This window comes from Asticcacaulis machinosus, from assembly GCF_028550435.1.
In the GTDB taxonomy this organism is placed as follows: Bacteria; Pseudomonadota; Alphaproteobacteria; order Caulobacterales; family Caulobacteraceae; genus Asticcacaulis; species Asticcacaulis machinosus.
The window spans coordinates 199,848-222,781 of record NZ_JAQQKV010000003.1; the positions used below are offsets into that span (position 1 = coordinate 199,848).

At 56.9% G+C, this 22,934-nt stretch carries 29 protein-coding genes; 14 read left to right on the forward strand and 15 right to left on the reverse strand.

Annotation, left to right across the window (positions count from 1 at the left end):
- Window positions 1–3 precede the first annotated feature (3 nt).
- From PQU98_RS14460 to PQU98_RS14470, 3 genes are read right to left on the reverse strand one after another with little or no spacing between them, the layout of a single operon-like run.
- The gene (locus PQU98_RS14460; RefSeq protein ID WP_272745667.1) at window positions 4–366 is read right to left on the reverse strand and encodes a hypothetical protein; all 363 of its coding nucleotides are present in this window, start codon (window positions 364–366) and stop codon (window positions 4–6) included.
- Window positions 367–1,134 (reverse strand): flagellar type III secretion system pore protein FliP, encoded by a 768-nt coding sequence (fliP, locus tag PQU98_RS14465; protein WP_272745821.1) that lies wholly within the window; start codon window positions 1,132–1,134, stop codon window positions 367–369.
- Window positions 1,135–1,181: 47 nt separating this feature from the next.
- Window positions 1,182–1,538, reverse strand: a complete 357-nt coding sequence (locus PQU98_RS14470) for a flagellar biosynthetic protein FliO (protein WP_272745668.1) — start codon at window positions 1,536–1,538, stop codon at window positions 1,182–1,184.
- Window positions 1,539–1,756: 218 nt separating this feature from the next.
- Between PQU98_RS14470 and flgB the strand changes: the two genes are divergently transcribed.
- From flgB to fliE, 3 genes are read left to right on the forward strand one after another with little or no spacing between them, the layout of a single operon-like run.
- Complete coding sequence (flgB, locus tag PQU98_RS14475) at window positions 1,757–2,164, forward strand: flagellar basal body rod protein FlgB (RefSeq protein ID WP_272745669.1); 408 nt, start codon at window positions 1,757–1,759, stop codon at window positions 2,162–2,164.
- A 23-nt stretch (window positions 2,165–2,187) separates the two neighbouring features.
- Window positions 2,188–2,625 (forward strand): flagellar basal body rod protein FlgC, encoded by a 438-nt coding sequence (flgC, locus tag PQU98_RS14480; protein WP_272745670.1) that lies wholly within the window; start codon window positions 2,188–2,190, stop codon window positions 2,623–2,625.
- Between the two features lie 9 nt (window positions 2,626–2,634).
- Complete coding sequence (gene fliE, locus PQU98_RS14485) at window positions 2,635–2,949, forward strand: flagellar hook-basal body complex protein FliE (protein ID WP_272745671.1); 315 nt, start codon at window positions 2,635–2,637, stop codon at window positions 2,947–2,949.
- Window positions 2,950–3,149: 200 nt separating this feature from the next.
- Here fliE and PQU98_RS14490 read toward each other — a convergent pair whose 3' ends face one another.
- Window positions 3,150–3,524 (reverse strand): SdpI family protein, encoded by a 375-nt coding sequence (locus PQU98_RS14490; RefSeq protein ID WP_272745672.1) that lies wholly within the window; start codon window positions 3,522–3,524, stop codon window positions 3,150–3,152.
- Window positions 3,521–3,823 (reverse strand): autorepressor SdpR family transcription factor, encoded by a 303-nt coding sequence (locus PQU98_RS14495; RefSeq protein ID WP_272745673.1) that lies wholly within the window; start codon window positions 3,821–3,823, stop codon window positions 3,521–3,523. The genes PQU98_RS14490 and PQU98_RS14495 overlap by 4 nt, the downstream gene beginning before the upstream one ends.
- A gap of 183 nt (window positions 3,824–4,006) precedes the next feature.
- Here PQU98_RS14495 and fliQ point away from each other — a divergent pair, with 183 nt between their 5' ends.
- The 5 genes from fliQ (at window position 4,007) to cckA (ending at window position 8,985) form a co-directional block, all read left to right on the forward strand.
- Window positions 4,007–4,270, forward strand: a complete 264-nt coding sequence (fliQ, locus tag PQU98_RS14500; RefSeq protein WP_272745674.1) for a flagellar biosynthesis protein FliQ — start codon at window positions 4,007–4,009, stop codon at window positions 4,268–4,270.
- 11 nt (window positions 4,271–4,281) lie between these two features.
- Window positions 4,282–5,094, forward strand: coding sequence for a flagellar biosynthetic protein FliR (gene fliR / locus PQU98_RS14505; RefSeq protein WP_272745675.1), 813 nt, complete (start codon window positions 4,282–4,284; stop codon window positions 5,092–5,094).
- A 3-nt stretch (window positions 5,095–5,097) separates the two neighbouring features.
- A complete protein-coding gene (flhB, locus tag PQU98_RS14510) occupies window positions 5,098–6,171 on the forward strand; it encodes a flagellar biosynthesis protein FlhB (RefSeq protein ID WP_272745676.1) in 1,074 nt (357 codons plus the stop codon).
- Window positions 6,172–6,261: 90 nt separating this feature from the next.
- Entirely contained in the window at window positions 6,262–6,681 is a 420-nt protein-coding gene (locus PQU98_RS14515) for a hypothetical protein (RefSeq protein WP_272745677.1), read from the forward strand.
- A gap of 147 nt (window positions 6,682–6,828) precedes the next feature.
- Complete coding sequence (gene cckA / locus PQU98_RS17105) at window positions 6,829–8,985, forward strand: cell cycle histidine kinase CckA (protein ID WP_272745678.1); 2,157 nt, start codon at window positions 6,829–6,831, stop codon at window positions 8,983–8,985.
- 231 nt (window positions 8,986–9,216) lie between these two features.
- Here the strand turns inward: cckA and PQU98_RS14525 are convergent, their stop codons facing one another.
- The 3 genes from PQU98_RS14525 to rpmE all read right to left on the reverse strand — a co-directional run bounded on the left by PQU98_RS14525 (window position 9,217) and on the right by rpmE (window position 10,925).
- The gene (locus PQU98_RS14525; protein WP_272745679.1) at window positions 9,217–9,663 is read right to left on the reverse strand and encodes a hypothetical protein; all 447 of its coding nucleotides are present in this window, start codon (window positions 9,661–9,663) and stop codon (window positions 9,217–9,219) included.
- A gap of 38 nt (window positions 9,664–9,701) precedes the next feature.
- Window positions 9,702–10,577, reverse strand: coding sequence for a heme-dependent oxidative N-demethylase family protein (locus PQU98_RS14530; RefSeq protein ID WP_272745680.1), 876 nt, complete (start codon window positions 10,575–10,577; stop codon window positions 9,702–9,704).
- Between the two features lie 123 nt (window positions 10,578–10,700).
- Window positions 10,701–10,925 (reverse strand): 50S ribosomal protein L31, encoded by a 225-nt coding sequence (rpmE, locus tag PQU98_RS14535; RefSeq protein ID WP_272745681.1) that lies wholly within the window; start codon window positions 10,923–10,925, stop codon window positions 10,701–10,703.
- A gap of 152 nt (window positions 10,926–11,077) precedes the next feature.
- On the opposite strand from rpmE, the gene PQU98_RS14540 reads away from it, so the two are divergent.
- On the forward strand, window positions 11,078–12,931 hold the full coding sequence (locus tag PQU98_RS14540) for an ABC transporter transmembrane domain-containing protein (RefSeq protein WP_272745682.1): 1,854 nt from the start codon (window positions 11,078–11,080) through the stop codon (window positions 12,929–12,931).
- A gap of 214 nt (window positions 12,932–13,145) precedes the next feature.
- On the opposite strand, the gene PQU98_RS14545 is transcribed toward PQU98_RS14540, so the two are convergent.
- The 3 genes from PQU98_RS14545 to efp form a co-directional block, all read right to left on the reverse strand.
- Window positions 13,146–14,108: an SMP-30/gluconolactonase/LRE family protein gene (locus tag PQU98_RS14545; protein ID WP_272745683.1), complete on the reverse strand. Its 963-nt coding sequence runs from the start codon at window positions 14,106–14,108 to the stop codon at window positions 13,146–13,148.
- A gap of 138 nt (window positions 14,109–14,246) precedes the next feature.
- Complete coding sequence (locus PQU98_RS14550) at window positions 14,247–15,041, reverse strand: inositol monophosphatase family protein (protein WP_272745684.1); 795 nt, start codon at window positions 15,039–15,041, stop codon at window positions 14,247–14,249.
- Window positions 15,042–15,192: 151 nt separating this feature from the next.
- Window positions 15,193–15,762, reverse strand: coding sequence for an elongation factor P (efp, locus tag PQU98_RS14555; RefSeq protein WP_189486323.1), 570 nt, complete (start codon window positions 15,760–15,762; stop codon window positions 15,193–15,195).
- A 375-nt stretch (window positions 15,763–16,137) separates the two neighbouring features.
- Here efp and PQU98_RS14560 point away from each other — a divergent pair, with 375 nt between their 5' ends.
- On the forward strand, window positions 16,138–16,818 hold the full coding sequence (locus tag PQU98_RS14560; RefSeq protein WP_272745685.1) for a hypothetical protein: 681 nt from the start codon (window positions 16,138–16,140) through the stop codon (window positions 16,816–16,818).
- A 4-nt stretch (window positions 16,819–16,822) separates the two neighbouring features.
- On the opposite strand, the gene thiE is transcribed toward PQU98_RS14560, so the two are convergent.
- Window positions 16,823–17,494, reverse strand: coding sequence for a thiamine phosphate synthase (gene thiE / locus PQU98_RS14565; protein ID WP_272745686.1), 672 nt, complete (start codon window positions 17,492–17,494; stop codon window positions 16,823–16,825).
- 241 nt (window positions 17,495–17,735) lie between these two features.
- Here thiE and PQU98_RS14570 point away from each other — a divergent pair, with 241 nt between their 5' ends.
- The 4 genes from PQU98_RS14570 (at window position 17,736) to PQU98_RS14585 (ending at window position 20,867) form a co-directional block, all read left to right on the forward strand.
- The gene (locus tag PQU98_RS14570; RefSeq protein WP_272745687.1) at window positions 17,736–17,921 is read left to right on the forward strand and encodes a (2Fe-2S)-binding protein; all 186 of its coding nucleotides are present in this window, start codon (window positions 17,736–17,738) and stop codon (window positions 17,919–17,921) included.
- Window positions 17,922–17,973: 52 nt separating this feature from the next.
- Window positions 17,974–18,462, forward strand: a complete 489-nt coding sequence (gene bfr / locus PQU98_RS14575) for a bacterioferritin (protein ID WP_272745688.1) — start codon at window positions 17,974–17,976, stop codon at window positions 18,460–18,462.
- Window positions 18,463–18,809: 347 nt separating this feature from the next.
- Window positions 18,810–19,760, forward strand: a complete 951-nt coding sequence (locus PQU98_RS14580) for a class I SAM-dependent methyltransferase (RefSeq protein WP_272745689.1) — start codon at window positions 18,810–18,812, stop codon at window positions 19,758–19,760.
- A gap of 69 nt (window positions 19,761–19,829) precedes the next feature.
- A complete protein-coding gene (locus PQU98_RS14585; protein WP_272745690.1) occupies window positions 19,830–20,867 on the forward strand; it encodes an alpha/beta hydrolase in 1,038 nt (345 codons plus the stop codon).
- Between the two features lie 218 nt (window positions 20,868–21,085).
- Here PQU98_RS14585 and PQU98_RS14590 read toward each other — a convergent pair whose 3' ends face one another.
- From PQU98_RS14590 to PQU98_RS14600, 3 genes are all read right to left on the reverse strand, one after another.
- Complete coding sequence (locus PQU98_RS14590) at window positions 21,086–21,673, reverse strand: hypothetical protein (protein WP_272745691.1); 588 nt, start codon at window positions 21,671–21,673, stop codon at window positions 21,086–21,088.
- A 156-nt stretch (window positions 21,674–21,829) separates the two neighbouring features.
- Window positions 21,830–22,192: an endonuclease domain-containing protein gene (locus tag PQU98_RS14595; RefSeq protein WP_272745692.1), complete on the reverse strand. Its 363-nt coding sequence runs from the start codon at window positions 22,190–22,192 to the stop codon at window positions 21,830–21,832.
- Between the two features lie 261 nt (window positions 22,193–22,453).
- Window positions 22,454–22,927, reverse strand: a complete 474-nt coding sequence (locus PQU98_RS14600; RefSeq protein WP_272745693.1) for a T6SS immunity protein Tdi1 domain-containing protein — start codon at window positions 22,925–22,927, stop codon at window positions 22,454–22,456.
- Window positions 22,928–22,934: the final 7 nt, after the last annotated feature.

A 22,934-nucleotide genomic window follows, 5' to 3' on the forward strand; every position in this document is an offset into this window, starting at 1 on the left:
CGCTTATCTGGAAACGGCTTCGCTATGTCGCGGAGCCGTTTTTAGCAAACGATTGAGCTGCCATTCATTGTAGATCAGATAGGCCAGCGAAAAGGGAAGGGCTATAATGGACATGAGAATAATATTCCAAAAGCTCAACCAATCAATACCGCCGAGCATATAGCTCAGACACATGGCAAACAAAAAAGAACCTGTGCCCAGAGCCTGACTAATCACCGTCAACTTGCTACTGTTTATGGTGGATTTAATTTTTTGAGTCAGCGCTTCATCCTGAAGCGCATACGCATACTTTCGGAACCACCTGCGGACTTTCGTGCCATTTGCTGTAGTCTCGAATTGGCCGACGAAGATAAATGGTAGCCGCATCTACCCCGTTCCTGTGCCCTTCTGGAAGCTTTCGACCAGTGACCCGGCCACAAGGTTCCAGCCGTCGACCAGAACAAAGAAAATCAGCTTGAACGGCAGGGACACCACGACTGGCGGCAGCATCATCATACCCATGCTCATCAGCACGGACGCGACCACCAGGTCGATCACCAGAAACGGCACAAACAGCAAAAACCCGATCTCAAACGCCTTTTTCAGCTCCGAGATCATAAAGGCCGGGGTGATGACGGTGATGGGCAGATCGATGGCTTCCTGAGGACGTTCAACCTTGGACAGGCGCACAAACAGGGCCAGATCTTTTTCGTCGACCTGAGACAGCATAAAGCGCTTGGCGGGCTCAGACGACGCATCAAAGGCTTGGGGAAGTTCCATTTCCTGATCCATTAGCGGACGGATGCCAGCCTGATAGGCTTCCTGATAGGTCGGGGCCATGACGATGGCCGACAGAAACAGCGACAGGGAAATGATCACCGCATTGGGCGGGCTTTGTTGCAGGCCAAGCGCGGTCCGCAGCAGCGACAGCACCACCACAATCCGGATAAACGACGTCGTCATGACGACGATTGACGGTGCCAGCGACAGCACCGTCAGCAGGCCGATCATCTGCACGATGCGCGAGCTTAAGCCGCCGCCGGTGCCGAGGTCGAGATTGATCGATTGCGCCAGAACCTGGGTCGGCATGATCATCATGGCAAAGCCTATGATGAATCCCGCCAGCAACAACCCGTAAGTCGCCCAGTTTGGCATTGGTGTTTTGGGTTTGCGCGCCGTGGACAGCGTGACGGATTTGGTCATTACAGATCCTTATCCGACAGGGGGCGGGTGCGCAGAGCAGGCTTCACCGCGGGCGCGGGCTCAGGTGAGGGCGGCAATTTGGGCTTGGGCTTAGGAAACTGGCGCGGTTCGATCAGTTCCTTACCTTCGCCGAGCAGCAGCAGGCGCTCCTCATCATCCAGCCGCACCAGAACCAGACGCCGCGCGGGATCGAGCACAAGCGTTTCGACCACCTGCATACGTTTTTGGCCGCGTGGAGCGGTGAGGCGTGCCATCAGTTGCGGCGCATAGCGGCGCAAGACGAAGGCCAGACCCAGAATAAGGCCCAACACCGTCATCAGCGCAAACACGGCCCTCAGCACGCCGACCAGATCCATAGATACTCCCAAAAGCGCATTCCGAAAAGTGTGCAGCGGTTTTCGGACTCAAATGCGCGTCACTAAAATTCTACACGATTAGCCATGCCCGGCGGGGGTTAACAAGCGGTTATCGTAAAGGCGTTGTTAACCAAAAACTGGGCATAATTTGCTTAGCTGACTTGTCCTATAGGATGAGTCGGCGTCAGGTGGTTAATCTTTGTAAAGGTACAGCCTTAATGGATCTGAATAAGATCGGCATCTTTTCAGCCCTGAAAACCCAGATGGGCTGGCTGGGGCAGCGCCAGAAGGTGGTGGCCCAAAACGTCGCCAATGCCTCAACGCCGGGCTTTAAACCTCGCGATCTGAGGCCGCAGGATTTTGCCGCCGCCATGAAGGGGCAGGCGTCGGGCGAGCTTAAGATGGCGGCCACGCGCGCAGGTCACATCGCGCCGGCAGGCGGGCTGGCCAATAATGCCAAGGCTGTGATAGCACCCGACTCGGAAACGACGCTGGATGGCAATTCGGTGGTGGTCGAAGAGCAAATGCTCAAAATGGCCGAAAGCCGGATGCAGTACGATGCGGCCATCGGCTTTTATCAGAAATCGCTGGCCATGCTGCGTATGGCTTCGACGCGGCCCAGATAACGGCTAAAGATAAGGAATAGCTTATGCCCACGATCAAATCGCAACGCGGTGAAAACCTGACGCAGAACTCGGCTATGGTGGCGGCGGCATCTGCCCTTAAGGCCCAGCAGGCGCGGATGCGCATCATCGCGGAAAATATCGCCAATGCCCAATCGACGGCCAAGACCCCCGGTGGTGACCCGTATCGCCGTCAGGTGCCGGTTTTTCAGGCTGCTCCCATCGACGGCACGACCGGCGTGAGACTGGCACAGGTCAAGCCGGACATGAGCGATTTCTCGGTCGAGCATGACCCGTCCCATCCGGCGGCTGATGCCAAGGGCTATGTCAAACGCCCCAACGTCAATTCGCTGATTGAGACGATGGACATGCGCGAAGCCCAGCGTGCCTATGAGGCCAACCTAAATGTCATCGATACGGCGCGCGCTATGCAGCAGCGCACGATCGATATTCTCAAGCGCTAGGAGTTGTAAGTGAATCCGATCCTAGCAGCCAAGGCTTACGGCGCCGCCCAAAGTCAGTTCAATAAAATCTCCGGCGGGGATGAGGCGCAGGGTACGCCGGATATCGGCTCGAAGTTCTCAAGCCTGCTGCAAAATACCGTGCAGCAGACCTATGCCTCAACGGCCAATGCCGAAAACCAGATCGCTTTGCAGGCTCAAGGGAAAACCGAACTGATCGATGCGGTCACGGCCATTTCCAGCGCTGAGGCGTCGCTTGAAACCGTGATTGCGGTGCGCGATCAAGTGATTGCGGCGTATCAAGAAATCATGCGCATGCCCATTTAAAAATCGTGGTCTTTGGCCGATTACGTCGTTGTCGTCGCTTGCAGGTAGTTAGTCTACCTGCGGCGCTAGACGCCTAGTACTCGACTCAAATCTCACGATTTTGGGACAGTGGAAATTAAGAGTAGGCTACTTTGTCATATCTCCCCAGTTCACTGGGGAGGGGGACCGCTTTGCGTAGCAAAGGGGTGGTGGGGGCTCTTTTACGCCCCCGCCCGCGTCTGTGAACGCAGGCCGAGGCAATAGCCCAGCGTCAGTATGGCCCCGACGGCGACCGCGCCGGTGCCGATAGTCATAGCCAGATCCAGCGGCGCCAAGGCCCAGAAGCCCGCATAGATCAGACCGCTGATGACCAGCACCCAACCCGCAAAGCGATTGACCTTCTGGGCATGGACGCTGGGGGCGACTTTTTTGGGGATGCTGTTGCCCAGATAGGCAATATAAAGCCCGTTCATGGCCACCACCCTGAGCACCGTTTCCTGATCGATATAGCCCTGAGCGCGTCCATAGCTGGCGGCCAGTGCCGATAAAATCATGGCGGCGGCCCAGGCCAGCGATCCCAAAATATCTTTTTTCACGGCTTAATCTCCAGCTTAACGGATGAGGTTGAGGTGTCCTCGCCGATGCCAAACGACTGGGCAAACCCCAGCAGGGCGTCTTCGAGTACCGACAGTTTCAAATGGTAAATGACCGACTTTCCGGCCTTTTCGGCGTGGATAAGGTCAGCCTCTTTCAACACCGCAAAGTGGGCCGACATGGTGGGGGCGGACACATCGAAGTGTTTGCCGATGTCGCCCGCGCTCAACGGGCCGGTCTGCAAAAGCTGCAAGACGCGGCGGCGGGTTGGATCGGACAGGGCTTTGAATACGGTGTTCATAATTTTATAATTAGCTAATTGTCTAATTGTTGTCAAGCCGAGCGTTTTTTTCCTTCGCGCACCTTGTCAGAATCGCGCTAACCCTTAATGCGAAATTAACCCTCCGGGGTGCATTTTCTGCCCGTATGGTCGGCATATCCTGCCGGTCTGCGGGCAAATATTAAGATTTAGGATGAGCGTTTCATGACCGGTGGCGAAGTTTTGGATGTGGGCCGCGATGCGATCTGGCTGACGATTCAGCTCTGTGCGCCGGTGTTGCTGGTCGGCCTCGTCGTCGGGGTGGTCATTGGTCTGTTTCAGGCCCTGACCCAGATTCAGGAAGCCACCCTGATCTATGCCCCCAAGATTATCGCCATCTTCGCCACCTTGTTGCTGGTCCTGCCGTTTATGGGCGGGCTATTGTCGACCTTTATGCGTGAGATTGCGGCCCGAATCGCCGGTATGTGAGGCGGGGTGCAATGAGCCTCCCCCTAACCCCCGCTGATGTGCAGACCGCCACCGAAGTCGTGTCGTTTTTCGGCCCGTCACAGCAGGTCTGGGCCGCGGGGCTGATTTTCCTGCGCATCGGAGCGGTGGTCATGCTCTTGCCCGGACTGGGTGATCAGGCCGTGCCGCCGCGGATGCGCTTAGGGTTTTCGCTGGTCTTTTCGCTGATGATGCTGCCTGTTCTGGGGCCGCAGATTCCGCCTCTGCCGGCCAGTGTCGGTGAAGCCGGCGGGCTGATTATTCTGGAGCTTCTGATCGGTTTGATGATGGGGGCGATCATCCGGGTATTTATCGCCGCTCTGGCCGTTGCGGGGGAAATCCTGTCGCTGAGTACGACCCTGTCGTTTTCGCAGACGGCCAATCCGATGCAGGCCCAGCCGGGCACGACTCTGGCTACCTTTCTGGCGCTGCTGGGGTTGGTGCTGATCTATGCCACGGGCCTGCACCACCTGTTCATCGAAGGCATTGTCGATTCCTATCAGATTTTCACACCCGGAGCCGCCATTAAGATCGGGGATGCGGTCACCATGATGATCCGGACGGTCTCTCAGACCTTTATGGTCGCCATTCAGATTTCGGCGCCGGTCATCGCCTTTAGCCTTATCTTTAACATTGCCACCGGCTTTGTCGGCCGGATCATGCCGAATTTTCCGATTTTCTTCGCCTCATCCCCCTTAAGTGTTCTGCTGGGGTTGAGCGTCTTTGCCATTGGCCTTGGGGTGTCGGGGACCATGTTCCTGACCCACTACCGTGACTTTCTGTCCTTCTTCATAAGGCCAGAATAGATCATGGCCGAGGGGAATGACGAAGATAAAACAGAAGAAGCCTCGGCCAAGAAACTGGACGATGCGCGAAAACGGGGTGAGGTCGCCAAGACCCCGGATCTGCCGCAGGTCATGGGCCTGATCGGCACCTGCGCCGTGATTGCCATGTATGGCGAGCCAATATGCCTTAGCCTGATCGAAAGCCTGACGCCGTTTCTGGCCATGCCGCATGCCCTGGTCAAAAACCTCGATAATGGCGGCGGGGTTGAGATTGCCCGTCATATTATTCTGATCGTCCTGCCGGTAATTGCGCTGGTGATGGCCGGCGCGTTTGTGCTGGGGATCGCTGGCAACCTGTTGCAGACGGGGCTTCTGTTTTCGACCGAAAGCCTGAAACCGACCTTTAATAAGCTTGACCCGATCAAGGGCTTTGGCCGCCTGTTCGGCATTGATGCGCTGGTGCAGTTTCTGAAAACCTTCGTCAAGGTCATCATCACCTCATGGATCGTCTGGGTGGTGCTTAAGCCGCGGCTGATGGACATTCCGATGCTGGCGGGCGGGTCGCCGGTGCTGATCTTCCCCTATGTGCGCGATGCCCTGATCGTCATGACGATGGCGGTCTGCATTTTTTTGTTTGTGGGCGCAGGGCTTGATTTCCTGTGGCAAAAATTCCGCTTCGCCCAGAAAATGAAGATGTCGCGCACCGAGCAAAAGGACGAATATAAGCAGGCCGAAGGTGATCCGCACGTCAAGGCTCGCCTGCGTCAGATCCGCATGGAAAAGGGCCGTCAGCGCATGATGGCCAATGTGGCGACCGCGACCGTCGTGGTCACTAACCCGACCCACTATGCGGTGGCGCTCAGGTACGATGCCGAAGACACGCCTGCGCCCATGTGCGTGGCCAAGGGCGTCGATGCCGTGGCCTTACGTATCCGCGAAGAGGCGGCCAAGCATGAAGTCATGATTGTCGAAGACCCGCCGCTGGCGCGTGCGCTCTATGCGGCGGTTGATCTGGATGAGATCATCCCCGAAGAGCATTTCGTGGCGGTGGCCAAGCTGATCGGCTTCGTTATGGCCCGCAAGAAGCGCGGATTTTAGGGCTTCGTAAAAAAGTCCCTCGCTGACGCTCAGTGTACTTTTTCACGGAAATATTTATGGTGACCGAAATTAGTGACACAGGGGTGGGGAATGTTCGGTAAAATTATCAGGGTTAGCCTTGTTGTTCTGTCGGTTGCTTTACATGGCTGTTCGGAACAACCGCCGGGGCCTGTGAGACTGGGAACGGATACAGTCTATTATGGGTATGTGGATACGGGTAAAAAATTCGGGGTAAAGATCGGCGATACGCGCCAAATAGCTCGTGAAAAGATGATTGATTCCGGGGCGATATTTTACCCAAATTCAGATGAAAAACAGCCTAAAATTAAATACGATTCTGATGTTTGCGATGAGGTTTGGCAAAAGCGTGTTGCCTGTGGCCGTGGCCATACTTTCGATTATTATCGTGTTCAAAAACTTGGATGGGATGGCCGGGTTTTTGTCTTCTTCAAAGATAATAAAGTGACGGCTATCTATTGGGCTGCAAGCTTGGCGCACATCGATACATAACATTAGATCGTTCTTTATCCTGCGCATAAACACTTCGTTCAATCTTGACGGGTCAGATGGGCCGAAATCCGTTATCCTACTGACGTGATTCGCAAAGTTACGGGCGGGCCTGTGCTTTGATGAACCGTTTATATCTCAGGAGTTATTGTGTCCGCAGCTTCCGAGTCAGACCATCTTACCGCATCGCCTGCCTTTGATATCCGGGCGATCGCTGCACGATTATCAGACCGGAAAACTCTGTGGACCGTGGCGTGGATTGCGGTGGTAGTGATAACGGCATCCGCGGCCTTCTGGGTAGTATCCGGCACCTTGCCATTGGGCATGGTTCTGGCGGCGGTATTGGTGGCGGTAGCAGGAGTGATCGGTATGGGCCTATTCGCATTTTTCGGTGACGATCACGCATCCGGTGACGGCCTTCAGGCCCGCCATCTGGTTGACGCCCTGACTGAGGCCGCTGTGGTCGCCGCGCTCGACGGACGGGTTCTGGCAGCCAATAAGGGCTGGCGGGCCATTGGCGGGTCTGATCGGCGTCTGCCGCAAGGGGCAGCGGCCCCGGCCATGTTTGTCGCCATGAAAGACGCCCGCGCCCACGGTCTGGGCCGTGCCACGCTTGCGTTTGCCGGAGGGGATTTCGATGTGACCGCCACGCGCCTGACCGATGATCAGGTGCTGGTGCGGGCCGTGCCGGTAGTGGTTCCCGAAGTGGCCGTTTATGCCGAACCGGCGCAGGGGGATCATGCAAATGACAGTTTCCTGATTGAGACACCGGCACCAGCTACCGAAACCGGCGGTGCATTCGATTCATTTGCGCGCGGCGCACCGTTTGGTAAGGCTTTGCTCAGCGGGGATGACCTGCTGTCAGCGACGGTCGTTGGTGTCAATGCCGCCTTTGCCCGCCTGTTGAAAGCCTCAGCCGACGACCTGACCGATCGCAACTTTGGTGATCTTTTAACCCAGGCCTCGCGTGCCGAAACTGAATCCCGCCTCATCAGCGGCAAAAGCGGGCGCTTTGATATTCATCTGGCGGCCAATCCCGACCTGCCGGTGCAGATGCTGATCTCCGAAGACACGACCGGCTTCATGGTCTATCTGTTTGATGTGTCTGAACAAAAGGAGCTGGAACAAAGCCTGGCTCAGGTACAAAAGATGCAGGCCATCGGGCAGTTTGCGGGCGGGGTCGCTCACGATCTGAACAACCTCCTGACCGGCCTGAAACTGCGCATCGATGAACTGCTCTATAACCATCCGCTCGGCGATCCGTCCTATGATGGCCTGAAAGAAATCCGCCAGATTGGCACCCGCGCTGAGGATCTGGTCTCAAAGCTACTGGCCTTTGCCCGCAAAAAGACCGTTAAGCGCGTCACGCTTAACATTGGTGAACTGGTCTCTGAGTTCGAGGTCTTCCTGCGCCGTTTGATGCGCGAAGACGTCAAGCTTGAAACCGACTATGGCCGCGACCTGCCCAATATCCATGCTGACAAGAGCCAGATGGAAATGGCGGTCATGAACCTGGTGGTCAATGCCCGCGATGCGGTTCACGCGTCCGGCGGTGGCAAGGTGCGTATCAAAACGGCGGTGCTGACGCAATCTGAGGCCGCGGCACTCGGCTGGGCCGATGCCCCCGAACAGGGCGCGGCCCTGATCGAAGTGTCCGACAATGGCCCCGGCATCCCGCCTGACATCATGGCCAAGGTGTTTGAGCCGTTCTTTACCACCAAGCCGCAGGGCGAAGGCACCGGCCTTGGTCTCGCCACCGTCTACGGCATTGTCAATCAGGCCGACGGTCACATCACCATCACCTCGGTCGTCGCCCCTGAGCCTAACCACGGCGCAATCTTCCGCATCTTCCTGCCGGTCAAGATTGAGGTCGCCGTCCCCGAAGCCGCACCGGTCGCGCCGCCCGTAGTCGCCAAGGTCACGCCCAAGGATATGTCCGGCGCGGGCCGTATCCTGTTTGTCGAGGACGAAGACATCGTGCGCGGTATCGCTGCCCGTCTGCTGCGTCAGCGCGGCTATGAGGTGCTTGAGGCCGCTGACGGCGAAGAAGCGCTCGATATCATTGAGGCCGAAGACGGCAAGTTTGATCTCCTGATCTCCGATGTGATCATGCCGGGCCTTGACGGGCCGTCCATGCTCAAGCGGGCCCGTCCGCTGATTGGCAATGTGCCGGTGATGTTTATCTCCGGCTATGCCGAGGCCGAGTTCTCGGATCTGCTCGATAACGAGGCCAATATTTCCTTCCTGCCCAAACCGCTCGACATCAAGACCTTGGCGGAGCGGGTCAAAGAACAATTAGCAGCATAAAAAATCGCGGGGAAAATCGCGGTCTTTGGCCGATTAGGGCGTCAGCGTCGCTTGCGGGTATCAAACATACCCACGTCGCTAGCTTCCTGCTACTCGCCTCAAATCTCACGATTTTCCGGCCGGTGGAATTAAGGAAGTGGCTATTTCTTCTCCGCCCCTGCGAAGCGGGGGAGGGGGACCATCAAGCGTAGCGCAGATGGTGGAGGGGGCTACTTAATCTGCTGGTTGCACTTAACAACCGCCCATACCTTTTACGGCTATGACTTCAGAGTGACCTTCCGATTCAACTTTCAGCATGCCCACCAAAGTGAGCCAACCCTCTTCATCAACGTTCGTGACCGTGTAGTCCAGATCAGCCTTAAGTTCAGGACTGGAACTGATGAATGTCTTGCGGACGCGTTTTTCATCTTCACTGCCACTTGAAGAAGCTACTGAGAGTTTCACATATTGGCGATTGAAACGTATGTCGGCTGTTCCGTCGTATGGATCGACAAATATCCAGGCTCTTGTTTTATCGGCTTTGAACTCATTATCTGGCCTGAAAAAGCCAGCGAAACACCCGCCGACATAACCTTCACCGGGAACAAGGACGCTAACACGGGAAATGTTTGTGGAAGTTTGTGGCCCGCTGACGCAAGCTGACAAAAGTAGTAAAGGCAATAGAAGCAGGCGTTTCATATCTTCCCCCCGAAGTGAAAAAGCTATCACGGTGTTTATTAACCGGCAATCTCTCCCAACCGTTTTAACAGCCGGTCTTTCTCCACCGTCAGGCCCTTATAGTCCAGTTCCTCCGGCGATAGCGCCTCGATCTGTGCGGCAATCGCCTGCGCCAATTCCGCACCATCTTCGCGGCGGTTGAGGGCTTCCAGCGGGTCGATATAGATGCGGACGGTGAACAGGATATCGCCGCTGACCGGCAGCTTACGCAAGGTCTGGCGCTCCAGCCGCAGATAAATGCCGTCATCAAACCGATGCGGTGGCGAAATATGCGGGTGGTGCAGTTCGTCATTACCATAAACCGACCAGTTCCAGCGCACGACCGGCTGATCGGGCGTCAGGTTATCGAAAATCCGGTCCATGATGGTGGCGTTACGCGTCCCCGCCGAAAACCCCGGCACAGGGCCATGAATGACCTCCAGCGCCTTACCGAACTTTTCGGGCAAGCTCCACGATGACGCAAAACAAACGCATCCGGCTGATAATCGCCAGCCATCATCGCCTTTGCGCATCAGCACGAGATCTTCCTGCACCAGACCCGCGGCGATCAGCAGCGGCGGTAGGAACGGCGCATCCATTCGCACCCGCCGGAACGCCGGTACAATATCGATCTGCGGCCCAAAGCGGTGATAAGTATCGGGAAACCTTTGCGGCAAATGATCGGCCAGAAGGTGCAGAACCTCTCCTTGCGCGGCCTCGGTGCCCGCCTCAGCCACAAACACCTCATGGGGTGCGCGGTTCATGACCTGATCCTTGGCATCCAGATAGGTCAGCAGATGTACGTCCGCATCAATCCAGTCATGCGCATCGAGCGGCTTCAGGCCGATCTGAAACAGTTTTGATGAGCCGTCATAAGGGGTGTGCCGTGGGGTCATAGCTGCGTCTTAACACAAAAAATCCGGCTCAAGTTGCCCTGAGCCAGATTTAAATGTCGTGGGCTAAAATGCCCCCTCCGTCTCGACAAGTCGAGACACCTCCCCCGTAAACAGGGGAGGAGATTACTTCTTAAGGAAGCCGCCGAACTTGTTGTTGAAGCGCGACACGCGGCCGGCGCGGTCAAGCAGGGTGTTGGCGCCGCCGGTCCATGCCGGATGGGTGCGCGGGTCGATGTCGAGGTTCAGGACAGCGCCTTCCTTGCCGTAGGTGGAGCGTGTCTGGTAGGACGAACCGTCGGTCAGGGTGACGGTGATCCAGTGATAATCGGGGTGACCATCTTTTTTCATTTTAGGTTCCTTGATACGTCCGACCAACATGTTCGCGGACGCGCAAAAAGGGTTATGCAGCCAAGGGACAATCCCTGAGCCAAAATCCGAAGGGCGCTCATTACAGCATGAGCCGTTGCGGCGCAAGCCATTCCTCTGTAAAGACCGCCATCATGGCCGATAATCTGCAACCGTCACCGTCCGATACTGCCACTGCTGACCGTCCCGGATCGGGCGGCGAACTGGCCGCGCAATTGTCTCAGGCCGCGGGCGGGCGGGCCAAGACCCGTGACCTGAAACCGCTACAGAGGCTGGTGCCGTATCTGTTGCGGCAAAAGACCGATGCCGGTTTTGCGGTGCTGTTTCTCTTGCTGTCGTCGGTGTCGACTCTGGGGCTTACGGGGGCGTCGCGCTTTCTGATCGATAATGGCTTTGGCTCCGGCAATGCGGCGGAGCTGAACCGCTGGTTTCTGGTGCTGGCAGGTGTTGCGGTCATGCTGGCCATATCCACGGCGCTACGGTACTATTATATCACCAAGCTGGGCGAGCGGGTGGTCGCCAATTTGCGTCAGGATGTGTTCGGCCATATCCTTGGCCTCGATCCCGGCTTCTTCCTGAAAATCCGTACCGGCGAAGTGGTTTCGCGCCTGACGACTGATCTTCAGATCATCGATACTCTGGTGTCGTCGGCCATTTCGATTGCTTTGCGCAACGCCTTAAGCTTTATCGGCGGGTTGATTTTGCTGCTGTTCGTCAGCCCGAAACTGACCGGACTGGTGCTGCTGATATTCCCGTTTGTGCTGATCCCTTTGTTCACCTACGGCCGCAGTGTTGGCCGCCTGACCCGTAAGGCTCAGGATCGCTTTGCCCAAGCCGTGGGCTTTGCCGGTGAAACGCTGGATGCCTTAGAGACCGTGCAGGCCTTTGTGCGCGAAGCCTTTGCCAAGACTAAGTTTTCTCAGGCCGTGGATGAGGCCTATGCCACCTCACTGAAGCGCATGAGCGCGCGGGCCATCATGACGGCGATGGTGATATCGTTGGTGTTTGGTGGGGTGGCTCTGGTGCTGTGGCTGGGGGCGCGGTCGGTCTTAAGCGGCGACATGAGCGAAGGCGCGCTGATCCAGTTCGTCATCCTGTCGGTGTTGGTGGCCGGGTCGGTCGGATCGTTATCTGAGACCTGGGGTGATGTGCAAAAGGCCGCCGGTGCTATGAGCCGCATCGATGAACTGTTAAGCGCTGAACCAGGCATTAAGGCACCGGAAAACCCGGTCGTTTTGCCCGTACCGGCGCAGGGCCATGTCCGGTTTGATAATGTCTCCTTTGGTTATCCGTCGCGGCCCGATCTACCGGTGCTGGATGGTTTCTCGCTGGAGGTCAGGCCGGGGGAAACCGTCGCTCTGGTGGGGCCATCAGGGGCCGGAAAATCGACCGTGTTCCGGTTGTTGTTGCGCTATTATGAGCCGGTGGGCGGCCATATTTTCATGGACGGCGTTGATATCGCGCAGGCTGACCCCAAGGCAGTGCGGGAACGGCTGTCGCTGGTGGCGCAGGATGCCGCCCTGTTCTCCGGTTCGGCGTCCGATAATATTCGCTTTGGTAATGCGGGGGCCAGTGATGAGGATATCCGTGCCGCCGCCGCCAAGGCGCAGGCGATTGCCTTTATTGAGGTCCTGCCCGAAGGGTTCAATCAGCCCCTGGGTGAACGGGCCAAGTCTCTGTCCGGCGGGCAGAAACAGCGCCTGTCGATTGCGCGGGCTCTGGTGAGGGATGCGCCGATCCTGCTGCTGGATGAAGCGACCAGTGCGCTCGATGCCGAAAATGAGCGGCTGGTGCAGGCGGCGCTGAATGAGGCCATGACGACGCGGACCACTCTGGTGATTGCCCACCGCTTAGCGACCGTGCTTAAGGCCGACCGGATCGTGGTCATGGATGGCGGCAAGGTCGTTGAAAGCGGCACCCATGACGAACTGGTCGCCCGCGGCGGGCTTTATGCGCGACTGGCGGAATTGCAGTTCAATACGCCGTAGAATCTCCTCCCCATCAAAGATGGGGAGGTGGATTTTGGCGTTAGCCAAAAGACGGAGGGGTACCTTTGTGACGTGCTGTACCCCTCCGTCAGCTTCGCGGTGCTCGCTGCCACCTCCCCACTGCGTAGGGAGGAGAGGCTGCATTATACCTCCCCATGCGCGCTCAAGCAGCGCAGCGGTAGCGCACTAAAGTGTGTTGGGGGAGTATAAGAAACTAACCCCCGAACTTATTCGTCGGTAAGCCCTTATGACCGCGCAGAAGGGACGGGGGTACCTCGAACAGGGCACCGGCCACGGCCTTGTCCGGCGCACCGTCGGGCAGGAATTGCGCTGCGGAACTGATGTACAGGTGATCCAGCTTATCGCCGCCAAAGGTCAGGCTGGTGATCTGGCTGGCGGGCAGTTTGACCTGAAAATCAAGCTTGCCATCCGGGAAAAAGCGGCTGATGCGCCCGCCGCCATAGTGGGCGATCCACACCCCGCCGTTGATGTCTGTGACCATGCCGTCCGGCCCACCCCAGCCGTCGGCTTCATGGGCTTTGAAATCGGAAAACACCTGCTTGTTGGACAGGCTGCCGTCAGTGGCCACGTCAAAGACATAGACCACCTTGTCGAACGACTCGACGTGCCACAGCCGCTTCAAATCGGGACTGAAGGTCGGGCCGTTGGTGCATAGGTACGGCCCGTCAACCTTGGTGGCTTTCAGATCGGTGTCGACGCGGTAAAAGGCCCCGACTTTTTCCGACCACGGCAGGTGCATGGTGCCGGTCCACAGGCGGCCCTTGGCATCGACCTTACCGTCATTGAGGCGGGTATCAGTGCGGTCTTCGGGTTTGATCAGCAGGGTAAAGGCCGAAGTCTTTTCATCAAACGCATAAACCCCGTCACTGAGGCCCGCGATCATGCCGCCCGATTTGCGTTCGGCCAGATAACAGACGGGTTTCGGCGCATCCCATGTCTGCAAGGCTTTGGTTTTCAGGTTCAGCGCATAGATTTTCTGGGCGGCGATGTTGACCCAGAAGATGCGACCGGTATCGGCTGACCATAACGGCCCTTCGCCGAGCAGATCGCCCGCCCCGCCCAATATGCGGATACCACTATCGGCAAGGGCAGGGAGCGGAACTGTGGCCACTCCCATGCCTAAAGCCAGTTTCAGGCCGGATCGACGTGTAATCATAATAGCGCTTCCCGTAGACATTTCTTTTTATGTTAGCGCTACATTGGCCAGCGCAACACGCAAAATGTCAAGCGGGATGCGCTTTCGTTATGGCGCGCATCTGTATCCCAAAACCGCGTTACACTTTTGGGGATGCGCTTATGCGCCGATTTTAAGCTTATCCAGCAGTTGAGGGTACAGATCGAGGTTTGTGGCCAGCAATTCACCGGTTTTCATCGGCGATTCGTCGTTCTCAATTGAGGTGACCTTACCGCCAGCTTCCGCCACCAGCAACAGCCCGGCGGCCATGTCCCACGGCTTCAGGCCGCGTTCCCAGTAGCCGTCATACTGACCCGCAGCGACCATAGCCAGATCGAGCGAGCAGGCGCCCATACGGCGGATGCCGGCGGTACGCTGCATGATCTGGTGCAGTTCTTTCAGGGCCTGGGTATGACCGGCCTTACCTATGAACGGCAGGCCGGTGGCAATGACGGTTTCGTCCAGTTGCTTACGCGACGAGACGCGCAGGCGGCGGTCGTTATGGTAGGCACCCTTGCCCTTTTCGGCCCAGTACAGGTCGTTGGTGATCGGGTTAAAGGTCACCCCGGCAACGATCTCACTGTTACGTTCCAGTGCGACCGTGCAGGCAAAGTGCGGGATGCCGTGCATGAAGTTGGTGGTGCCGTCAATCGGATCGACAATCCAGGTGTGGGACTTGTCGGTGCCTTCGATCAGGCCCTGTTCTTCACCCAGAAAGCCGTAGCCGGGGCGCACGCGGGTCAGTTCTTCAAACAGAGCGGCTTCGACGCGCTTATCGGCGGCGGTGACGAAATCGCCGGGGCCTTTGCGTGAGACCTGAAGTTCGGTCACTTCGCCGAAATCGCGCGAAATGCCCTTCAGCGACTTACGGACCGAAGCGACCATGACCTGGATGAGGGAGGATTGCAGGATCATGTGAAATTCCTTTTATTCTCCGCCCCCGTTTTTACGGGGGAGGGGGACCGCGAAGCGGTGGAGGGGGCAAACCAGCGCCGTGGATGCCCCCTCCGTCATTTTCGCAGGCTCAATGACACCTCCCCCGCAGGCAGGGGAGGAGAATGGGTTTTTAATCGGCTCTTTTCATATATTCGCCGTTTTCGGTGGCAACCACGATGCGTTCACCCACGCCCATGAACGGCGGGATCATGACGCGCATACCGTTGGAGGCCTTGGCGGGCTTATAGGACGAGGATGCTGTCTGGCCCTTGATAGTCGGCTCGGTTTCCACGACCTCGAGGATCACGGTGTCGGGCAAGGTGATCGAGATCGGACGCTCATCGTGGAATTCCAAAATCACGACCATGCCATCATGCAGGTACTGGATCTGGTCTTCGCCGACCCAATCCTTATGCAGGCTGATTTGCTCGTAGTTTTCCTGATCCATGAACACCAGCATGTCGCCGTCTTCAAACAGGTAGAGGTGATCTTTCTGCTCAAGCGTAACGCGATCGACCGTATCTTCTGAGCGCAGACGCTCATTCAGCTTGGTGCCGGTGATCAGGTTCTTCAGCTCGACCTGAGCAAAGGCGCCGCCCTTGCCGGGTTTTACGTGGGCGGTCTTCACGACGGTCCACAGACCGCCCTGATATTCCAGAACCATACCGGGTTTGATGGTGTTCGCATTAATTTTGGGCATGAGATACGACTTGTCAAAGAAAGCGCCGCGCACCACGCGCAGCCGAAAAAAGCTTGCGCGCGTTACTACGCGCAAAGGGCCTCAAAGGCAAGGGGGCGATCCTTTCGGTTCGCGTGAGCCGGGAAAGGGCTATTTATGGATACGCAATAGTTTAGCTTTATGACGAAGTGAGCTGTGCGGCCTTCTCCTCTCCCCGCTTGCGGGGAGAGGGTCGGGTGAGGGGCCTGACCGCTACGTCAAACGCGCCGGATATCGGTTTTGCCCCTCATCCGGTCCGCCATCTGCGATGTCAGACCACCTTCTCCCCGCGGGCGGGGAGAAGGGTATTAGAGATAATATATTGTGCTCCAAACGACGGCGCATAAGGAGTTGATAATGAGGCTTAGGCTGGGCGGTTTGATAGTGTGGGGGCTTATCCTTACCGCCTGTTCACGCCAGCCTGAGCCCGAAGACCTAGGGCCCGGCGCGGTGGCTGAGCGCGCCATAAGTGAAGCGGCGGCCTCAGCAGGGGTATCCGAGAGCAATATCCTCAACTGCACCGTGCCGGTGTCCAAAGACTTAAACGCCAAGGCCCTGACCGAAATCTATCGTGGGCAGGCGCGGATTAACGTCATTCGCGGCCTTGAGGGCGAGGTGTCGCGCACCGTGGTTTTGTACCCCAAGATGCCGCAACGTCGCATCGAGGTGCTGTTCTGGGATACGGCCATGACGCAGGTGTCAGATGCGTCTCTGACACCTACGGCGACGGATTGGGTCGGGCCGGGTGGTGTGCGTCTGGGGACAACATTGAAAGAGGTGGAGGCCGCCAATGGCAAGCCGTTTGTGCTGATGGGCTTTGGCTGGGAGGCGGGCGGCACTGTGGTCGATTTCAGAGGGGGGGCGCTGGCGCACCTTGATGGCTGCGCGCTGAAACTCAGGTTTGCCGTACCGGATAAGGCCGCCTTGCCCGAAGCTTTGCGCGGCGATCACCCGTTGCGCAGTGATGATCCTGCGTTTGAGGGCGTGGCTCCGGCGGTGTCAGAACTGCGCTTAACCTGGCCGCAAGGGGCTGAGTAGGCGCCTAAGCCAGCGCCGCCGTCAGAGCCTTGATACCGGCGACGGGGCCGCCCGCGTGGTTCCATACGGCGCCAGAGACGGCAATAAAGTCGGCACCGGCGGCGTAGATTTCGGCGGCTGTTTCGGCCGTGATCCCGCCTATGGCGACGCACGGGATTTCCATGCTTTCCTGCCAGATGCTTAGGGTTTCAAGTTCGGCCATATGAAGAACGTCCTTGGTCGAGGTCGGATAAAACGCGCCAAACGCCACATAGTCCGCGCCGTTTTCCGCCGCTTCCATCGCCAGATGCCGGCTATTGTGGCAGGTGATGCCGATCATAGCCTCCGGCCCCAAAATCTTACGCGCTTCTTTCAGCGACATATCGCTCTGGCCCAGATGCACGCCGTCCAGTTTCAGTGATTTCACCAACGGCACACGGTCATTCATGATCACGGCGACGCCATGTTTGTGAGCGATTGGCGTTATGGCCTTTGAGACATCCACAATCTCATAATCGGTGACGTCTTTCAGTCGGATTTGCAGGGCCGCTATGGGGGCCGCCTCAAGCACGGCCTCAAGGTCACGGGCGAACGCGCCAAGGTCAGCGATCTTCGGCGGCGTGATCAGATAGATCTGGCAGGGTGTTCGGGGGGGCGCTGATTTCTGGGCTGATTTCTGGGCTGATTTCTGGGTCATGACGTGTCCGATGACATATTTTTTAATAAGCGGCAAACGGTTAAAATAACAATGAAACCGCCTTTTACGGTGTCATAGGGCGGGTGAGCGTAGAATAACCACTTCATTAGATTGAGGTTTGCTACGCATTTGCACGAATCTTTGCAACGCATTCGCATAAATCTTGCGAATGGCTCTGATGTGCGCTATATGAGACTTGTTCGCATAGTCATGTGCTTAAAAACGGCTGTAAGGTTCCCTCGTGTACGTTTGTAATTGTAACGCAATTCGCGAAAGAGATGCCAAATCTGCGATTTTATCGGGGGCATCCACCCCGAAAGCTGTTTTTGACCATTGCCAGACCCGCGCCCAATGCGCCAAATGTGTCTGCGACATTCGCCAGATGATTGCCGAGCAGCAGTCGGTCATGGCGATCGCCGCAGAGTAGGCGCGCACCCGTTCATTGCTGCGCCTTTGACATTTATGCGAAAGGCGCCGCTATGAAGGGCAATCCCGACATCATCAAATTGCTGAACAAGGTTCTGACCAACGAACTGACGGCGATCAATCAATATTTCCTCCATGCGCGGATGCTGGAAAACTGGGGCCTTACGCACCTCGGCCGGATCGTCTACCAAGAATCGATCGAAGAGATGAAGCATGCCGACATGCTCATCAAGCGGGTCTTTTTCCTTGAGGGTCTGCCGAACCTTCAGGATCTGAATAAGCTGCGTATCGGTGAGACGATCACCGAATGTCTTGAGGCCGATCTGTCGGTTGAGGTGCGCGGTCATCTTGATCTGGTCGCCGGGGTTAAATACTGCGAAGACCATGCAGATTACGTCAGCCGTGAACTGCTGAAAAAGATCCTGTCCGATACCGAGCATCACATCGATTGGCTGGAGACCCAGCTTAGCCTGATCAAGATGATGGGCGAGGCTAATTATCTGCAAAGCGCGATGAAGGAAATCGAGTCCGGCGAGGGCTAGTTTCTACTCCTCCTCCCCATTTCTATGGGGAGGTGTCGAGTTTACGAGACGGAGGGGTATCTTGAAAAAGGCCCCCTCCGTCTTTTTAGCTTCGCTAAAAATCCACCTCCCCCGCCATAGGCAGGGGAGTGTGATTGTTTTTGTGATGCCCGCATAAGTAGCGAAAATTTATCAAAAATTTCGCGTTTTCATCTTTGACTTTTGAATTCTGCCCCTTAACCTGTTGCCATCAGCAAAAGGCTGTTGAGAGCGCGTCCCAAAAAGTGCCAAAAAATCTTTCTGGGGTTTTTGGATAAGATGCGCGAAAAAACAAAGCGTAAGCGTGGAAAAGGTTTAATCTCTCAAAGATGGTATCCTTAACCAAAAGAGACTTTATCGGCATAGGTATTGCCGGCGCGGTGCTGACGGGTTCGACCTTTGGCATCTATTCGTGCGTCAACCGCAAGAAAACGCCGCCGCCGCCGGACGGTGAGCCGGTGGCCGCCGGTGAAGAAGGCACGCTGGAATGGGCTGTCGCCGGAGGCTGGCGCAATCCGCTTAACAAAGCCCGCGATCCGTTCCGTCATCCCCTTGAAACGCTTAAATTTTTTGGCGTTAAGCCCGGCGATACCATCATCGATGTCTGGCCCGGTGCGGGCTATATGACCGAAATTCTGGCCCCCTATCTGGCGCGCGGTAAGGGCAAATATATCGCCGCCCTGTTTGAAAACAGCACCCCCGCCGAAGAGGCTTCTGAAGTCGCAGAAACGGATGCGGCGACCTCCAGTCAGGCGGTGGTCTCACTGGGCGAACAATATACCCAGCATTTCGGTGACAACAAAAAGCTGTTCGGAGAAATTGGGATCACCGAATTTGGCCCGAACAGTACGGCGCTGGCACCCGCAGGCACCGCCGATGTGGTGCTGTTTTTCCTGAATATACATGACTGGATGGCGGCGGGGATAGCCGAGAAAGCCTTTGCCGATGCGTTTGCGGCCCTGAAATCCGGGGGTGTGCTGGCGGTCGAGCAGCACCGCGCCGATATTGGCAACGTGCAGGATCCGGCGGCCACTTCCGGCTATGTGCAGGAACCCTTCGTCAAGCAACTGGCGAGCGAGGCCGGTTTCACCTTCGTTGAGGCCAGTGAAATCAACGCCAACCCGAAAGATTCCAAGGATCATCCCTTTGGCGTGTGGACCTTGCCGCCTCAACGCTTGACAGCGAAGCGCGGAGAGCCTTCTAATCCTGACTTCGACGGGGCGCTCTATGAATCAATCGGAGAAAGCGACCGTATGACCCTGAAATTCAGGAAGCCTTAGAATACGGCTTCCGCAGACGAGATAACTTACGTGAGCCGCATAGCTGCCCTTTCGACCCAAGCGCCTTTGATGTCCATACCGGAGGCGATGTGCCCGCCGGGCGGGGCCGGTGAATGGTACCGTGGCGCCGGTGGCCTGCGCTTAAGACTGGGCTATTGGGTGCCGACGGGCGGAGCGGCGGCGCAAGGTGAGCCGCGTGGCACGGTCTTCATCAGTCCAGGCCGCGGTGAACCGATTGAAAAATATTATGAAACCGTGCGCGATATTCTGGCACGCAATTTCTGCGTGGTGGTCCATGACTGGCGGGGCCAGGGGCTGTCGGCGCGGCTGTTGCCTGAGCGGCTGAAATGCCATGCCCGTTCGGCTGATGAATTTCTGGATGATTTTCAGCGATTGCTGGACGGGTTTGAAGACCGTGCCCCTAAGCCGTGGATCGTGATCGGCCATTCGATGGGGGCAGCGCTCAATCTGGCGACCCTGGTTAAGGGTGATGAGCGCATTGCGGGCGCACTGTTGTCCAATCCGATGCTGAGGGTCAAGACGGGTAAGCATACCCTGTGGTCGGTGACGTTTCAGTGCGATTGGAAGGTCAATCACGGGCAGACAACGGAGTATGTGCCTGATTTATTTGATGATCCGTTTGAACATACGTTTGAGAACGATGCCCTGACCCATGACCGCCGGCGCTATGACATCTGGCAGGAGCAATTGTTTGCCTGCCCGCATCTGGCGGTCGGGACGCCGACCTGGGGGTGGCTGTCGTTTTGTCTTAAAGTTGGTGAGGCCCTGATCAAGGACAAACAAAAGCTGCTGAAAAAGGTCATGACCCCGATCACGGTGGTCTGCTCCGGCGAAGACAGCATCATCATGAAGGCCCCAAGCAAGGCCTTTGCCAAGCGTTTGACCAAAGGCAAATATGTCGAGGTCGCCGGATCGGATCATGAAATCCTGATCGAGATCGATGATTTCCGCGATCAGTTTTTCAATGAGTTCGATGCGCTGGCCGACATCGCCGCCCCCCGCGACGGGCCGGTCTCGGATGAGCTTGAGGCGGAGTTCGATGGCCCGATCACCGCAAGGGGCCGCGCTCAAGAAGCCAAGCGTTAGCGCACTTAAAGGGACGACCCGTGCCGTGGCAGGGCGCGTAGCGTCATGACGGAGGGTGTTTTTGGTAGAAAGAGCCCCCACCACCATTTCGCTATCGCTCATGGTCCCCCTCCCCAGTAAACTGGGGAGGTATAAATGTGGGTGACTTTTCTTATACTCCCCCGGTGTGCCGGGGGAGGTGGATGGCCGAAGGCCAGACGGTGGGGGGCGTCTTCGCCTTAGCTGCTATCAGGGCGCTCCGTCGGTCGCCAGTGCTGAACTGGAGCGGTCAGCGGGTCTACGGTATCAATAAACCGGGCTAGAGAAGGTTCAGCTTTGTAGGGCGGCACCCAATCGGGGTTCAGCCCGTTTACCCGTTCGTCCTCAAGCTCATCAGCAAAATGTTGCAAATCCTCATGCTGGTGCAAGGCCTTGAGCGAGGATTTCAGCGCCGGAGGGCAGGCCGGTTTAGGCGCGGGCGCAGGTGGTGTTACAGGCGTGGCGGCCCTGGCTTCACGGGCCTCACTTTCAAGGCGCATGCGGGTGATCTTGGCCGCCCATTCGGCGCGGCTTTTGGCGACATCGGCCTCAATCTCTGCTTCTGTGCGTGGTTTGGGGTTGGCCCGCTCCGTGCGCTCAGCAGTATCGACACGGTTATAGAGCCGCTCAATCAGCAAACCGGTGCGCATCCCGCGCTCAACCTCTGCCACCTCCTGCGGCGGGGCCATGTCTTCAAGATGATCCAGCATCCGGTCGGCAAAGGCGCGCAGCTTCGCCCGTCGCTCTTCGGGCGTATAGCGTTCAGCCGTGCGTGTACCGGTTTCCATCCCTTAAGCATGGGGGAAATGCGAGGAGAGGGGATAAGTTGTCTTTCTCCTCCCTGTGCTTGCGCTCAAGCAGCGAACGGGGCCGCCCGTGCGGCGGTAGCGCGCTAAAAGGCATGGGGAGGTGGCGCGGCGAAGTCCGCGACGGAGGGGGATAGCTCAGGGTTTAGTTACCCGCTCAATCGCCAGCCGGTAAACCCCATCCGCCATTTCATTAGCGTCTGTCATGACCTGAACCGAGGGGATACGATAGGTGTGAATGCCCTGATCGGCCAGCCATTGATCGCGTTTAATATCGCGGATTTGGTGATCATCCAAAGTGTGGTGAGCGCCATCGACTTCGATGGCGAGTTTGGCGACGGAACAATAAAAATCAAGCACATACGGGCCGATAGGGTGTTGTCGGCGGAACACCAGATTACCCTCAGCTCGTGAGCGCAAGCGTGCCCATAACCGCACTTCCGGCGGCGACATTTCGCGCCGGAACCTTTTGGCGAACTGGTGTTTTCGTGGGGACTTCATGGCCGTGAGCGTAGCGTGAGGCGGGCTATTGCGCAAAGTTTAGCGGATCAGACGGTATATGGCAAACCGGGGCGGCTTCTCCTCCCTACGCTTGCGTGGGGAGGAGGCGCGGCGCAGGCATAGCCAACGGCACCGGCTTTAAAGTGTTACCATGACTAAGAACCGCTATTGTACGCCAAGGCGGCGCTATCCCCCTCCGTCATTTCGCTGCGCTCAATGCCACCTCCCCATCTTCGCCAACGCTCGATAGGGAGGAGGGAGTTAGCCGATAAATTTGAAATTCACTTTTGAGCCTTCGGGCAAATCTTTGGTTTGAATATATATGTCGGCCAGAAATGAATAATGCACGGATAAGTCAGTAGGTTCAATGTTGTCTACTTCGTAAAGCCCCCCTAGAAGCGGTGGTATTTTGAAGCTGTAACACTCGTTGTTTTTCAAAGTCATTCCAGAGGCGACGCAAGCATTGGTCAATGACATCAAAAGCCAATTGTCGGCGGTCTCGTCATTGCCGATTTGCGTGATAAAATCTTCGCGATTAGTTGCAAGCTGAGTGGCGGAGCCTCCGCCGATATCAAGCATGTGGATTGAACCGTCGTCAAAGGTTGCAAATACATCGCCGAACCTATTGACCATCCATACCGTGAAATCTGAAGGTAGTGGCGGGACCCAATCGGCTAATAAAACCGCCCAGTCTTTTCCAGATTGGTCAATTAGATAGTCGTGGATATTGACCATGAAATAC